General features: G+C 44.4%; 14 protein-coding genes. 10 read left to right on the forward strand and 4 right to left on the reverse strand.

Annotation, left to right across the window (positions count from 1 at the left end):
* Positions 1-52: 52 nt before the first annotated feature.
* Together F6K64_RS24625 and F6K64_RS24630 are read right to left on the reverse strand one after the other, a co-directional pair.
* A complete protein-coding gene (locus F6K64_RS24625) occupies positions 53-253 on the reverse strand; it encodes a hypothetical protein (protein WP_044493118.1) in 201 nt (66 codons plus the stop codon).
* 1,181 nt (positions 254-1,434) lie between these two features.
* Complete coding sequence (locus tag F6K64_RS24630) at positions 1,435-1,647, reverse strand: hypothetical protein (protein ID WP_131827078.1); 213 nt, start codon at positions 1,645-1,647, stop codon at positions 1,435-1,437.
* A gap of 284 nt (positions 1,648-1,931) precedes the next feature.
* On the opposite strand from F6K64_RS24630, the gene F6K64_RS24635 reads away from it, so the two are divergent.
* The 8 genes from F6K64_RS24635 (at position 1,932) to F6K64_RS24670 (ending at position 10,152) form a co-directional block, all read left to right on the forward strand.
* Positions 1,932-2,132: a hypothetical protein gene (locus F6K64_RS24635; protein ID WP_131827077.1), complete on the forward strand. Its 201-nt coding sequence runs from the start codon at positions 1,932-1,934 to the stop codon at positions 2,130-2,132.
* A 17-nt stretch (positions 2,133-2,149) separates the two neighbouring features.
* Positions 2,150-2,320, forward strand: a complete 171-nt coding sequence (locus tag F6K64_RS24640; RefSeq protein ID WP_008188880.1) for a hypothetical protein — start codon at positions 2,150-2,152, stop codon at positions 2,318-2,320.
* A gap of 122 nt (positions 2,321-2,442) precedes the next feature.
* Entirely contained in the window at positions 2,443-3,489 is a 1,047-nt protein-coding gene (locus F6K64_RS24645; protein ID WP_008188878.1) for a glycosyltransferase family 2 protein, read from the forward strand.
* A gap of 126 nt (positions 3,490-3,615) precedes the next feature.
* Entirely contained in the window at positions 3,616-5,208 is a 1,593-nt protein-coding gene (locus F6K64_RS24650) for a hypothetical protein (protein WP_008188872.1), read from the forward strand.
* Between the two features lie 192 nt (positions 5,209-5,400).
* Positions 5,401-5,829, forward strand: a complete 429-nt coding sequence (locus tag F6K64_RS24655; RefSeq protein WP_229414728.1) for a helix-turn-helix domain-containing protein — start codon at positions 5,401-5,403, stop codon at positions 5,827-5,829.
* Positions 5,830-5,933: 104 nt separating this feature from the next.
* A complete protein-coding gene (locus F6K64_RS24660) occupies positions 5,934-7,193 on the forward strand; it encodes an RNA-guided endonuclease InsQ/TnpB family protein (RefSeq protein ID WP_008188869.1) in 1,260 nt (419 codons plus the stop codon).
* 215 nt (positions 7,194-7,408) lie between these two features.
* Positions 7,409-8,362 carry a lysylphosphatidylglycerol synthase transmembrane domain-containing protein gene (locus F6K64_RS24665; protein WP_008188867.1) on the forward strand — a complete coding sequence of 318 codons (954 nt, stop codon included), beginning with the start codon at positions 7,409-7,411 and terminating at the stop codon, positions 8,360-8,362.
* A 203-nt stretch (positions 8,363-8,565) separates the two neighbouring features.
* Positions 8,566-10,152: a sensor histidine kinase gene (locus tag F6K64_RS24670; protein WP_008188865.1), complete on the forward strand. Its 1,587-nt coding sequence runs from the start codon at positions 8,566-8,568 to the stop codon at positions 10,150-10,152.
* Between the two features lie 51 nt (positions 10,153-10,203).
* On the opposite strand, the gene ilvN is transcribed toward F6K64_RS24670, so the two are convergent.
* The gene (gene ilvN / locus F6K64_RS24675) at positions 10,204-10,722 is read right to left on the reverse strand and encodes an acetolactate synthase small subunit (protein WP_008188861.1); all 519 of its coding nucleotides are present in this window, start codon (positions 10,720-10,722) and stop codon (positions 10,204-10,206) included.
* A 571-nt stretch (positions 10,723-11,293) separates the two neighbouring features.
* Between ilvN and F6K64_RS24680 the strand changes: the two genes are divergently transcribed.
* The gene (locus tag F6K64_RS24680) at positions 11,294-11,635 is read left to right on the forward strand and encodes a BON domain-containing protein (protein WP_008188859.1); all 342 of its coding nucleotides are present in this window, start codon (positions 11,294-11,296) and stop codon (positions 11,633-11,635) included.
* 18 nt (positions 11,636-11,653) lie between these two features.
* Here the strand turns inward: F6K64_RS24680 and F6K64_RS24685 are convergent, their stop codons facing one another.
* Entirely contained in the window at positions 11,654-12,565 is a 912-nt protein-coding gene (locus F6K64_RS24685; RefSeq protein ID WP_008188855.1) for an alpha/beta fold hydrolase, read from the reverse strand.
* Between the two features lie 216 nt (positions 12,566-12,781).
* Here F6K64_RS24685 and infC point away from each other — a divergent pair, with 216 nt between their 5' ends.
* Positions 12,782-13,312 (forward strand): translation initiation factor IF-3, encoded by a 531-nt coding sequence (infC, locus tag F6K64_RS24690; protein WP_008188853.1) that lies wholly within the window; start codon positions 12,782-12,784, stop codon positions 13,310-13,312.
* Positions 13,313-13,453 lie beyond the last annotated feature (141 nt).

Consider the following 13,453-nt stretch of genomic DNA (forward strand, 5'->3'; position numbering starts at 1 on the left):
CAGTGTCAAAGGATAGTGTACCTCATAACTGCGAGAAACGGGAGCATGTCACTTATGCAGCAACATTAGTACGCTGATCTGGGGAATGGGGAATCGGGAATGGGGAATCGGGAATCGGGAATCGGGAATCGGGAATGGGTAATAGGTAATGGGTAATAGGTAATAGGGGAAGCATGTCACTTAAGCCTAATATTTTTACCATTACTATAGCCCCCTGATGGGTAATTGCTTGCTGATCTGGTAAATAGTTCATCTGTTCTGCAACTAAGACCGGATTTTTGTTGTTTTGTCAAGTAGTTCATTTGTTAGGCTTATTTGACCTGCTCCCCGAGAAACGCTATATAACCGCCACTCTTGAAATCACGGAACATTGTCTTGATCCCAAGGGCGAGTGCTTTCCCCCACTCGCCCTTGGGATCAAGACAACGAAAGTATTATCAACGAGGTCTAAGAGCTAGGTCGCTTATATATAGCAATTATCATAGCTATGAGGTACACAATTTCGGAATTTTAGGGAACAGGAACCCACCCCTAACCCCTCCCAGGAGGGGAATAGGGAATAGTTAATAGGGATGCGCTGCATCAAGACAGGAAATCAAATTCAAAGAAGACTGTACCTCATTACTGCGAGAAACGCTATAGTCTGCGTTTTAGCTTATTTCGTCACCCCCTCAGTAAAAATAATATAAGCAATGCGATCGCTTAATTTTATTAAAATCTAGCGCTAGAGTAAACATTTATAACTGGTAAGTTAATTCTAATAAATGCGATCGCTTAATTTTGACAAAATATAGCGCTATGGTAAAGATGGATAACTCAGAAGCTAATGATTAGCAATGCGATCGCTTAATTTTGATAAAGTATAGCGCGAGATTAAAATCAGATTAGTGCTCAAATCATCCTTAAGAGCAAGGAGACTCTCGTTATACCCGCAGGGTTAGCGAGAGAGGAATTGCGTCTTTAACGATAAACGTGCTAGAATGAAAGTGGTCAATGACCCACCCGAGACGATGGAAACAGATGCGCCTATACGAGCGAAGTCCAGTAACCTGGCGGCGCAGCAAAATTGGTAGACTTTGAAGTTACCGTAAGGATAGTGGAGTCTTTATGGTTGGCAGGTTATGCAGAGAAGGGTAAAAATTTATTAATTAAGACTCCACTATCCTAAGGTTTCGTCTCTAGGGAAAAGATGACAGGGCAATGGAAGGCCAACCCTTGAATCAAAAGTGTATCAAGACTTTTCTTGAAACTCGACACATGAGAACCGCAGGGCTTGCGGGGATAGTCTGGGTCGCGAGCGTAAGACCAGAAAACCCCTTGAGGGTGGAGGCGGTTGCTATGAAGCACCAAACCAAATCGTGAGGTTTAGGAATCCCAGCTCCTTTGGAGCCGCTACGCGAACGTTATAATCTTTGATTTAACGATGGGAGGATGTCAAGAGCACAGTTGCGATCGCTTAATAGTGATTAACTTGATCGCGCTTAATAAAATCCAATTAGTGGTCAAGTGATTACAAACACTGTGATCCCATAAGGCACGATTAAACCGTTCGCGTAGCGTGGCCGTAGGCCAATCGATAGCGCAAAATTCGTGCTTTGATAAAATCTTCAGCAGTTTTGCGATCGCATAAATTCGTGCTTCGCTCAAGTCATGATTAGCAATGCGATCGCGTCATTTTGCTCAAGCCTATCGATAGCGTAATTGACAGCGGTAACACTATCATCAGCATTGCGATTACCTAATTGAAAATTAACTATAGCGCTATACTAAATTAGTATAGTATGCTTTATGATAACAAATCTGTTATAGCAGTCGCCAGGGCAGTTAGGACATGACAAAAGTCTCAAACCTAAGTAAGCGCAAGAGTTTGGGCGTTGCTGATTCTGGGTATGGTTTTGCCCCCCTAGCCCCCCAATTTTGCGGTGCGACCCGTGGCGAATTTAATTCGCCGACGGAAAGCGCACCGGTGGGGGAATAAGACTTTCTTGCGTCCCTTCCGGTGCGCGCCTCCTAGGGCGAGTAAATCGCCCTTGGGTCGCACCGCAAAGTTGGGGGACCCACGGGGGCTTGACCAAAACCAGATGATCGCGTATTCATTCCTTGATTCAGCAACGCCAGAGTTTGACTTCTGACAAATGACTTCTGACAAATGACTTCTGCTATACAAACACAACTGTTGCTTCCCCTACTCCCTACTCCCTACTCCCTACTCCCTACTCCCTACTCCCTACTCCCTACTCCCTACTCCCTACTCCCTACTCCCTACTCCCTACTCCCTACTCCCTACTCCCTACTCCCTACTCCCTTGACTCCCTATTGAAAACTGCTATAATCCCCGAATAACCTACCATAATCAAGAAACCAAAACTCTTTTGCCTGCGTCTGCGATAATCAAAGGCACCGGAGTTTTTCCTATTCTTGATCCAAAACCCGTCACCATCGATGACGAAACTAATTATTCAAATCCCCTGCTACAACGAAGAAAACAGCCTAGGGATTACCCTTTCGGTGCTTCCCCGTCAACTGAGGGGTGTAGATACCGTTGAGTGGCTAATTATCAATGATGGCAGTACAGACCGCACCGTAGACGTAGCCCGCTCTTATGGCGTAGACCACATTGTCAATTTTAAACACAATCAGGGACTAGCCAAAGCTTTCATCGCAGGAATCGAAGCTTGCTTAAAAGCCAATGCGGACATTATTGTCAATACCGATGCGGATAATCAGTACTGCGCTGATGACATTCCCAAACTCATACAACCTATTATATCAGGTCGAGCCGAAATAGTCATCGGGGCGCGACCGATTCAGAAGATTAAGCACTTCTCCCCCATCAAAAAGTGTCTACAAAAATTCGGTAGTTGGGTAGTCCGAATTGCTAGCAATACTAATATCATCGATGCTCCCAGTGGATTCCGAGCTTTTAGCCGAGAAGCCGCCTTAAAGCTAAATGTCTTTAATGAATACACTTACACCCTAGAAACTATTATTCAAGCTGGACAAAAAGGCATTGCTATCACTTCTGTCCCAATCCGCACCAATCGCTATTTGCGCCCCTCCCGTCTAGTCAAGAGTATCAGTGCCTATGTTAAGCGATCGCTAATCACTATCCTGCGAATCTCCATGACCTACAACCCCCTGAGATTCTTTATCACCTTGGGGACAATTCCATTTACTCTAGGAACCTTACTGGGGATTCGTTGGTTAATCCTATACTTCGCTGGTACTCCCAAAGCTCACGTACCCAGCCTAGTTTTAGCTGCTATTCTGATTCTAATGGGCTTTCAACTGTGGATATTTGGCTTAGTGGCAGATCTAATGGCAGTCAATCGTCAACTTCTAGAAGACATCCAACTACGACTACGACGATTGGAAGTTGACTCCAATCACACTCCCCACTTGCCATCAACCGGAAATCAACAACAGCGGCAAAACCGGGAAGAGGGAGGAGAAGGGGAAGAATTTGCTAATAATTTCTTGAATAGATAATAGTCCGATTGTGATAGTGGGACGCTCTTAAGACTACTTGTTATAGTAGGAAACTCTTAAGACTACTTTTGGCTGAAAACAACAATCACTCTCGGACTGACGCACTGACACAAACAGCCGCAAATAATGACCAGAGACCTATTCGCCCGTCAAGCCCTAAACCAAATCCCTAAAATCCTTACCCTCCTAGACCGCAATCCCCACAGTCCCACCTACGGATGCTTTGACCGTAACTTCTGGCACTATAAAATCATCGATTTCCCTAGTGGGATGGCACAGGAATTTGTCTGGCCCCTAGCACTAGCCTATCATACCGACTTGCCAGATAACCCGTTCTACCAGCAACCAGTAATTCTCGATTGGGTCGAAGCAGGGATACTTTTTGCTGCATCCAGTTCCCATCCCGATGGCTCCTGTGATGATTATTTCCCCTATGAGCGTGCTGCTGGAGCCGCCGCCTTTTCTTTATTGGCTAGCATCGAAAGTTACAAAGCCATGGGACTCCATAACCCCATTGCCTTGCAATTCTTTGAAAAACGAGCAAATTGGCTAGCCCATCACATGGAAAGTGGACAGCTGAGCAACCACCAAGCCTTGATTGTCTTATGTTTAGACCTGCTATCGGAACTCTTGCATACCAATCAATGGGATAGAGCGCGATCGCAAAGGCTAGAGCAAGTCTTATCCTGGCAAAGTCCCGAAGGCTGGTTTATAGAATATGAAGGCTGCGACCCAGGCTACCACACCTTAACTATTTCCTGTCTAGCTAGGATTTATCTGTTGAGATTAGACCCACGCCTAAAAGAAGCTCTGATCAAAGCTGTCGAATTAGCCGCAGAATTCATCCATCCCGATGGTTCCTATGGGGGAGAATACACTAGCCGTAACACTTATAACTTTTTTCCCCATGGCTTTGAATTAGTAGGACGCTGGTTTCCAGAAGCCCTAGAGATTAATGACCGCTTCTTGGTGGGATTAGCTAATGGTCTTGCTCCCTGTTACGCCGATGATCACATTATTGGTCACCATACCTGGAATTATCTCCTATCTTGGCGGGATTTTGTCAGCAACCGACCCAAACCAACTCCCCGTCCCAGTGGTCGCGTATGGTTGAAAGACGCCAACATCCTAATTGACCGCCGTCGAGGTACAGAACTTTATTTAGCTTTGAATAAAGGAGGCGTTTTTAAGATATTTCGAGACAATCAATTAATTGCTTCAGATACCCATTTTTCCCTACTCGTAAAAGAAAGAGGTAAATTCAAAAATGCTGTTGGTCATCTGATCGATGACTATCAAGTTAAAGTCAGTGAGGATGAAATTCTGATTGAGGGAAACTTAGGATGGGCAAAACAGAAGCAAATGACTCCAATGAATTTACTAATTCTACGGGGAGTGATGTTAACGGTAGGACGCTTCTTTCCCAATTTAATTCGAAAATTATTACAGAAATTATTAATTACTGGTAAAAAAGACGCTCCCTTCTGCTTTCGCCGATATTTTTATTGGCAAGGTGAGCGATGGTTAGTAATTGATGAATTACAAGCTAAGTCTTGGAAATCGGTACAAAGTGTCGGAATTGGTGGAGATCAGACATCGATTTATGTGGTGATGAGTCGTACCTTTCAACCAGGACAATTACAACCGTGGGTTGACCTAAGTGATGAGGTGCAAACCTTGGATGATTATGAATGGTTGAAGTTCGAGCAGCGTTTTTGAGATCATATAACTGGGAACATAGTTCTGAGTGTGTCAGTGCTCAAATACTGTGTATTGAAGTTTTACCAAACTATAGCGCTATTTAATTTTCGCTAATTGCTGCATTACTTGTTCACAAAGCTATAGCGCTTTAATAAACCCAATTATTAAATTATGTAACATTTGTTTTAAAACACTAGCGCTATTAAAAAAATGTGTTATATTAAAGCCATAACAAACAATAGCGCTAGATTAAAAGGCAAAGACATGGCAGCACAAGAGATAACCACCATTGGCACCACTCAAGCAGCTTATCTTTTAGGTATTTGTGTCCAACGAGTTCGCCAACTCCTGAAAAGCGGCAGAATTAAAGGCGCTCAAAAAGTTGGCAGATTTTGGCAAATTCCCCTATTTAACGGGATGCCTAAAGTAATTCCCGGTAAGCGTGGACCAAAAGGAACCTGGAAAAAAGTTGCACAAAAGGTGGCGACTTACATCCACGTCAACCAGCAAATCATCAAGGAAAATAGAAAATACGATACTTACAAGCCTGTTTTGACCGTCAAACAAGGCAACCGCAACACCTACGGTCATTATGTAGAAATCAAAGGCCCATCTCGGTTAGTCTATCAACCCAACTAAACGGGCAAGTGGTCTCCCGTTATAATCGCGTGATAAGCGCGGGAGGGGAATTGCCCGACGGGGTTTAACGGTTCTCAACAGTACGCGAGTAGTACAATAACATTATGCTGTTAACTTACTGCTATCGAATCAAGCCTAGTGACGAACAGATAGCCATCATGGAGAGATGGCTGGAATTGTTGCGTCGTCACTGGAACTATGCTCTCGGTCAAAGACTTGATTGGCTCAACAGGACTCGTTGTCCTATTGATAGATGCAGTATTGTGAGGGAAGCGATTGGCGAAGTCCCAGAACCCGTTAACTATTACACCCAGCAATCAGCACTAAAGGAAACTAAAAAGCTATTCCCTGAGTACAAGCTGATTTACGCCGAAACTCAACAAGTCAACTTACAACGGCTGAACATGGCATGGGAACGATGGAGAAAACCAGATGCGACCGGAAAACGCGGAGGACGACCTCGGTTTAAGAAACAAGGTCAATTGCGGTCGTTTATATTCCCACGGGTTAACAATTCCAGAGCAGGGGCGCAGATCAAACATGGAGTGCTTAAGCTGAGTCGGATTGGTGAAATATCTGTGGTGATGCACCGACCTCTACCGTCCGGTTTCACTCTCAAGCAATGCACTATCGTTAAAAAAGCGGACGGCTGGTACTGTTGCATCTCAATGAAGGATGATACTGTCCCTGAGTTTCTTCCTGTAGAATCGGTTAAATCTGCTGTTGGGATTGATGTCGGCTTAGAGAAGTTTCTGACCACATCAGATGGTGAAGCCGTTGGGATTCCGCAGTTCTACAGAAAGGCTACTAACAGGTTAGCAAGTGCCCAACGGGTAATGTCACGCCGTGTAAAGGGTTCTAAAAACTGGCAGAAAGCTAAACAGAAAGTAGCTCTATTGCACCTTCATGTAACCCGTTGCCGCAAGGAATTTCACTATCAAGTCGCCCATTGGCTATGTAGTAAGTATGACCTGATTGGGTTTGAAAATTTAAATATCAAGGGACTTGCGCGGACTAGATTAGCGAAATCAATACATGACGCAGGGTGGGGGTCGTTTCTGGAGATTTTACAAGCAGTGGCGGTCAAACGCGGTTTGTTAGTCCAGTTCGTTAACCCACGGGGAACAAGTATTGAGTGCTTCAACTGTGGGGCTTCAGTTGAGAAAAATCTAGCTGATAGAGTTCATCATTGTTCTGATTGTGGAGTAAAAATTGACCGCGATTGGAATAGTGGCATCAACATTTTGCATCGTGCATTAATGGCGGTTGGATTGCCGCTGAATGGCTGTGGTAAATCAATACATGATATTGAGGAACAGCAAGTCTCATTCGTGAGTTTGAGAAGCCTACATCATAATCGTTGATTTGATGTAGGAGTAGTCACTTGTCCTAAGCATTGTGGGGCTAAGGTGTGGCTATAAGTTGACCCCGCTGTTGAAATTCTCACTAAAGTTTTTGGTTAGCATCAGATGTTGAAGGTTGTTCGCCTTTGGCCTTCCCCTAGGGTAGATTGAAGGTTGACCGTTGCCGGTTGCCGGTTGCCGGTTGCCTTTTGCCTTTTGCCTTTTGCTGCTAATCCATGAAACGACTCATCTCCATTGCCATCAGCCTACTCATCTTAGGGGTAATTTATGCCAAAATTGACTTTCCCCAACTGATCGCTGTATTCAAAGAATGCGATCGCATGTGGATGGCGATTAGTCTGGGCATGGTGATTCCGATCACCCTGTTCACGGCTTGGCGACTGCAACAACTAATGCCGACGGGTTCCCAACTCCGATTTTGGGAAGCCAATCGCCTGATTTTAGCTGCCAGTACCCTGAATATGGTCTTGCCCTCCAAAATGGGAGATATTGCTAAAGCCTACTTTATGAAGCAGCGGGGTAATTTAGCTGGGAGCTTGTCGTTAGCCATCGTTATTTTTGAAAAAGCTTGTGACATGCTGTCTCTACTGCTATGGTGTGTCTTTGGTTTATTACTCTATCCGGGGAAAAGTGGTTTCTTTTGGTTGATGACCGCTGGGATAATTTTCGGCTTAATTTTAGGGCTATTCCTCCTCAGTTCCCGCAAATTTGCCCATTTATTTTTCTTAGTGACAAAAAAAATTGCCCCAAAAAAATTCCGTCCAAAGCTAGAAAAAATGCAAATGTCTTGGGGGGAAATGCACGGCTACTTCTGGCATGACCCCAAGCAATTATTCAAAATTACCCTAACTTCAATTTTTATCTGGTTCTTACACTTATTGCAAATTTGGTTATTTATCCTCGCCCTCAACGCCTGGACACCCTTTTTAGCCAATCTCGCTCTGTCCCCCCTAGCCATTTTAGCGGGATTGTTACCACTAACCTTTGCGGGGGTTGGCACCCGTGATGCTGCGCTAATTTTCTTCTACCAACGCTATTTCCCTAAGGAGGAAGCTGCCGCCTTAGGATTACTGTGTACTTCCCGCTACCTACTTCCAGCCATTGGTGGCTTACCCTTTCTAGGACAATATTTGACTACAGTGCGCGACTTGGGAAAAAAACCTTCTTAATTTGACTGTTGTCAAGAGGAGATGTATGTTAAATTTATTTAAATTCGGAGCAGTTTAGTTAATAGTTTTGTAAAAAACTGTTTAGGGATGGCACAATTCCCCAACAGCAAATACTATAGTCTGTACCGGAAAGCCATCCTTGAAGAGGCAGCTGCAATGCTCAATAGTCATGGTCGTGAGGGAAAAAGGTGAGGCAAAAATCTATGTTAATAAGTCGCAGAACTTTACCCCCTAGCTCTGGTAAGGGGGTCAAACCTAATCCAACGGTTCACAAAAACTTCACCAATTGGAAAACTAGTTGGCAACCTACGAATCAGACACTAGCTGAGCCAATAATTGACCGTAAAAGAGTGGAAGAATCTCTCTTAGCAGTCCAACAGAGATATCGATCTCTATTTGAAAACTCGACTGATGGTATATTTCAAATCACCCCTGATGGTTACTATATAGCCTGTAACCCATCGCTAGCTAGACTATATGGCTATGAATCACCTAAGCAATTTCTTAGTAATTTAACTGGTGTTGGGGATTACCTTCACAAAGATCCCGAGCGACGCTATCAATTCCTTGACCTACTGCACTCAAAGGGTTTTGTAGAGGATTTTGAATCCCAGGTCTATCGCCAAGACGGCACCCTAATGTGGATTTGTGAAAGTGCTTGGGCAGTGCGTGATGCTACTGGTTACATTCTATACTACGAAGGTTTTGTAAAAGATATTACTAAACAAAAATTAACTGAAGCAGCTTTACAAGCAGCACAAGCCAAATTAGAAGCCCAAAGCCAGGAACTGGAGAATGCCTTAAAGAAGCTGGAACTGGCTCAAGAGGGATTAAAGCAAAGTGAAAAAATGTCCACCTTAGGACAGTTATGCGCTGGTGTTGTTCACGAAATCAACAATCCACTTAACTTTATCTGTGGAAATGTGACTCCAGCAAGGGACTATGGCGAAGATTTATTAAGACTGTTGGGATTATATGCCAAACACTATCCCCAGCCTGTAGCCGAAATTCAACAGTACGCTGATCTAATTGATCTAGATTTCCTGATCGAAGATTTTCCTAAAACCCTATCATCTATGGGATTAGGTGCAGAACGCTTGCAACAGATTGTGCAATCAGTGCGCCACTTTTCCCGACAGGATGACCAGGAAAAGCAGCGAGTGAATATTCATCAGGGCATTGATAGTAATCTGACTATCCTCCATAACCGCTTAAAGCCCAAAGGAAAGAATCCCGGGATTACCGTGACCAAGGACTATGGAAAACTCCCTTTAGTGAAGTGCTACTCTGGTCCAATCAACCAAGTGTTGATGAACCTGCTGTGCAATGCCATTGATGCTCTGGAAGAGTCACAGGTTAACAGGTTCTTTGTTACAGGTTCTGCAGCTGTTCAAGCAGACAGGTTCTTTGTTCCAGTTTCCCCTCAGTCTTCTGATTATGGCCCGCAAGGTGTAAAGCAAAAAGCACCAGCCCCCCCTAAGATCACCATTCGGACAGAATTTCTAGGCAGCGATGGTGATCAAGGGGACAGTTCTGGTGGACAGGTCGTGATCAGAATTATCGATAATGGTCCGGGAATGACAGAAGAGGTCAAACAGAAGATATTTGAACCATTCTTCACCACCAAATCAATCGACAAGGGAACTGGCTTAGGGCTAGATATCTCCAAGAAAATCGTTGTTGAACAGCATGGCGGTCAAATCCTATGTACCTCTAATCCGGGTAAGGGAACAGAATTTGCGATCGCAATTCCTGTAGGTTCATATCATCAAGGCTTGCAGGTAAAATAGACGAACCAATCACCAATGACTAACGACCAATAACTAATGACTAATGGCTACTTAAACTTTTGCGTGCAAAGACTTGAGATATTCAGTATTGACTCCCGATTCTCGGGTTAGGGCGATTTTGCCAGTCCGGGCAATTTCACGGATACCAAACTTATTCAGCATTTGGGTCAGTGCTACCATTTTACCAGGGTCTCCCACAACTTCTAGAGTTAGTGACTCCTCAGATGTATCTACGACATGGGCACGAAACACCTGGGCTAATTCAATAATCTCGGAGCGGGTGGAACTAGTAGTGTTAACCTTTAGCAGCATCAACTCCCTTTCGACACAGGGAATTGAGGTAATATCTTGTACTTTAAGGACATTTATTAGCTTATAGAGTTGCTTAGTCAGCTGCTCAATGCTGCTGTCATCTCCAGGTACTACCATCGTAATTCGAGATATACCAACCTGCTCAGTTGGTCCAACGGCAAGACTTTCGATATTGAAGCCTCTACGGGCAAATAAACCAGCAATGCGAGTTAGAACACCGGCTTCATCTTCAACTAAAACGGAAAGGGTATGTTTCATAGTTTGACTTGGGAGTTGACTTGGGAGTTGACTTGGGAGTGGTGGGGGCGTGTGCTGCCTAAATTGCTATCAACGTGATTTATTGGTGAGACTGTTGACTGTTAAGTGTTGACTAGCCCCTTTTTTTAGGGGGTATAAGGGAGTAGCAACGGTTAACTGTTAAGTTTCTTGAAGCTAAGCGTCAACGGTCAACGGTAAACCAATGTAAGCATTCAGCGATCAGCGATCAGCGATCAGCGATCAGCGATCAGCCAGAGGTTAGGTCACAGGCTAGAAGCCTGTGCCACAAATCACCTCAAGTAGTTTGGCCAACGGCCAAGATATTTTCCCCAGACTTTCGATTTTATTTTAAGCACCTCAAGTAGCGTGAGCTTTTAGCTGACGGCTGACAGCTGACGGCTGAATGCTTACAAACCAATTACCATTTTATCCAGGTTTTGAGTAACCAAGAACTCTAGTAACAGTGTGCTGTATCTAAAGATATATTTTTTATGAAACTAGGCAGCTAATTGCCAAATTCCTCGGTAACATAAAAATCGGTAAAAACTGATTGGAGTGAAACAAAATAATTATGGGTTGGTTAAAGCGAATGTTTGGATTTGGGAGCCCAGAGGAAGCTGCCGCAGCTAGTACCCCTTCAGAAGATGCACCAGCAGGAGATGACATTCCCCCAGAACGAATGGGGTTAAACGGGGAATACGACCAAAGCGGCCTTGCCAAGCGAGTTGTTTGGGCCTTTGACCAAGACGACGAGCTGGATGACGAGGAAAGGCTCTGGGTTGCTCAAACTGGCGGTAAAGTTGTGCTAAAAGGAGAAGTAGCTAGCCAGGAGGTTCTAGATAAGATGGTTAATGTTGCCTCAGGTGTGGATGGTTGCACGGAGGTTGAAACTGATCAAGTGAGCGTCGGCTAATACCAATTGTGGGGATAATCAAACCTTAGCTCCCAGCCACTCTAACAGGATCAGATTCACCTGTTCCGGACATTCATCGTGGGGACAGTGACCAGCATGATCTAACTCCAATAGCTCTAAATTAGGATTGAGTTTAACAAACTTGCGAGCTAACATAGGGGGAATCATCCGGTCTTCTAGTCCCCACATCAATAGCATAGGAATATCTAATGTAGGTAATAGGGATTTGACCGGTAGACTAAAGTTAGGAGCGGTCATCCCTCTCAAAAGTCTACTAAAGGTGGCCGCAGCTCCAGGATCGGTGGCAGGGACACTCAGAATTTCTACTAAATCATCTGTAACTGCCTCTGGATTAGCATAAGCTAACCCTGCCCACTTACGCACAATCCCTGGACGTCTTACCACGTAAAATAGGGTTTTGAGTAGCACTGGTGATGCCACTAGACTCTCAACAGTTGAGACTATCGGTCCGAGCCAACTAGGAATCGCTTCTTCTCGGGCTTGGAAATCTGGTAAATTAATCATCACCAGACCTTTAACCATCTCTGGATGGGTTGCTGCTGCTCCTAGACCAACTAGCGAACCAATGGAGTTACCTACTAACACTACCGGTTTTTGGATAAAAGTTTGCCAAAATTCATAAACCTGAGCTACCCAAAGGTCAATGGTATAGTCAACCGAAGCTTTCCGGGATGCCCCAAAACCCAGCAGATCTAAAGCATAAACGGTATGATGTTGACCGATTACGTCTAGGTTATTACGCCAATGCCCTACCGAAGCACCAAACCCATGAAGCAGAATAACTGGTGTTGTCGGCTGGACAGTTAGGGGTTGGGGTGGGCGAAAATAGGTATAACGGATCGGCCAACCCCGCCAGACCCAATCCCTTTGACTACCAACTCGTTGCTGCCAATGCAAAGATTTGGTCACAACCTGCCTCAACTTCAAAAATATTTACAAAGCAACTTGAGTCCATTATGCCTTGCCTATCAGGCAAAGGAGTAAGTTATAACTATTCCATCGGCCTTGGTTTCCTAAGTGATGTTAATAATTTGAACAGAAACAAGAAAGGAATTAGTAAAATGGCAAGTGTATGTAGTAAGTCGATTTTTTGATTAATCCACTTAAGAAAATAAACAAACGCCTGTGAGTGATAATAGAAGACGCCAACGCGATCTACCCCAAATTAACGAAAGAATAAGGTTTCCGAAGATTAGAGCCATTGATACCGATGGGGCACAGCTGGGTATAATCACACCTCAAGACGCCCTGCGGATCGCTGAGGAAAAGGAGTTAGATCTTGTCCTGGTTAGTGACAAGGCAGATCCGCCAGTGTGTCGCATCATGGACTATGGCAAGTACAAATTTGAACAAGAGAAGAAAGCCCGTGAAGCAAAGAAGAAGCAGCACACGGCTGATGTAAAAGAAGTGAAGATGCGCTACAAAATAGAAGACCATGACTACAATGTGCGGGTCAATCAAGCGGAGCGCTTCCTGAAATCTGGCGATAAGGTCAAAGCTACCATTACCTTCCGAGGTCGAGAAATTCAACACAGTAATTTAGCCCAGGCACTACTCGAGCGCATGGCTAAGGATTTACAAGAATTGGCAGAAGTCCAGCAAGCACCGAAGCGGGAAGGTCGTAACATGATGATGTTACTCTCCCCCAAAAAATAGTGGTTATAGTGATTGGTCATCAGTCATTGGTCATTGGTCATTAGTCATTGGTCATTAGTCATTGGTTATTAGTCATTGGTACCCACATGGGCAGGTGCCTGGAATTCATGTCTGAATACCCATGCACGGAGCAAGCAGCTT

It is taken from the genome of Moorena sp. SIO3A2, assembly GCF_010672265.1.
Taxonomy (GTDB): domain Bacteria; phylum Cyanobacteriota; class Cyanobacteriia; order Cyanobacteriales; family Coleofasciculaceae; genus Moorena; species Moorena producens.

What these genes read in the sequence shown, in the direction of transcription:
- F6K64_RS24625 (WP_044493118.1), bottom strand. Translation starts at nt 253, where the DNA reads ATGAACTATTTACCAGATCAGCAAGCAATTACCCATCAGGGGGCTATA.
- F6K64_RS24640 (WP_008188880.1), top strand. Translation starts at nt 2,150, where the DNA reads ATGACTTCTGCTATACAAACACAACTGTTGCTTCCCCTACTCCCTACT.
- F6K64_RS24645 (WP_008188878.1), top strand. Translation starts at nt 2,443, where the DNA reads ATGACGAAACTAATTATTCAAATCCCCTGCTACAACGAAGAAAACAGC.
- F6K64_RS24670 (WP_008188865.1), top strand. Translation starts at nt 8,566, where the DNA reads ATGTTAATAAGTCGCAGAACTTTACCCCCTAGCTCTGGTAAGGGGGTC.
- ilvN (WP_008188861.1), bottom strand. Translation starts at nt 10,722, where the DNA reads ATGAAACATACCCTTTCCGTTTTAGTTGAAGATGAAGCCGGTGTTCTA.
- F6K64_RS24660 (WP_008188869.1), top strand. Translation starts at nt 5,934, where the DNA reads ATGCTGTTAACTTACTGCTATCGAATCAAGCCTAGTGACGAACAGATA.
- F6K64_RS24655 (WP_229414728.1), top strand. Translation starts at nt 5,401, where the DNA reads ATGTGTTATATTAAAGCCATAACAAACAATAGCGCTAGATTAAAAGGC.
- F6K64_RS24650 (WP_008188872.1), top strand. Translation starts at nt 3,616, where the DNA reads ATGACCAGAGACCTATTCGCCCGTCAAGCCCTAAACCAAATCCCTAAA.
- F6K64_RS24680 (WP_008188859.1), top strand. Translation starts at nt 11,294, where the DNA reads ATGGGTTGGTTAAAGCGAATGTTTGGATTTGGGAGCCCAGAGGAAGCT.
- F6K64_RS24665 (WP_008188867.1), top strand. Translation starts at nt 7,409, where the DNA reads ATGAAACGACTCATCTCCATTGCCATCAGCCTACTCATCTTAGGGGTA.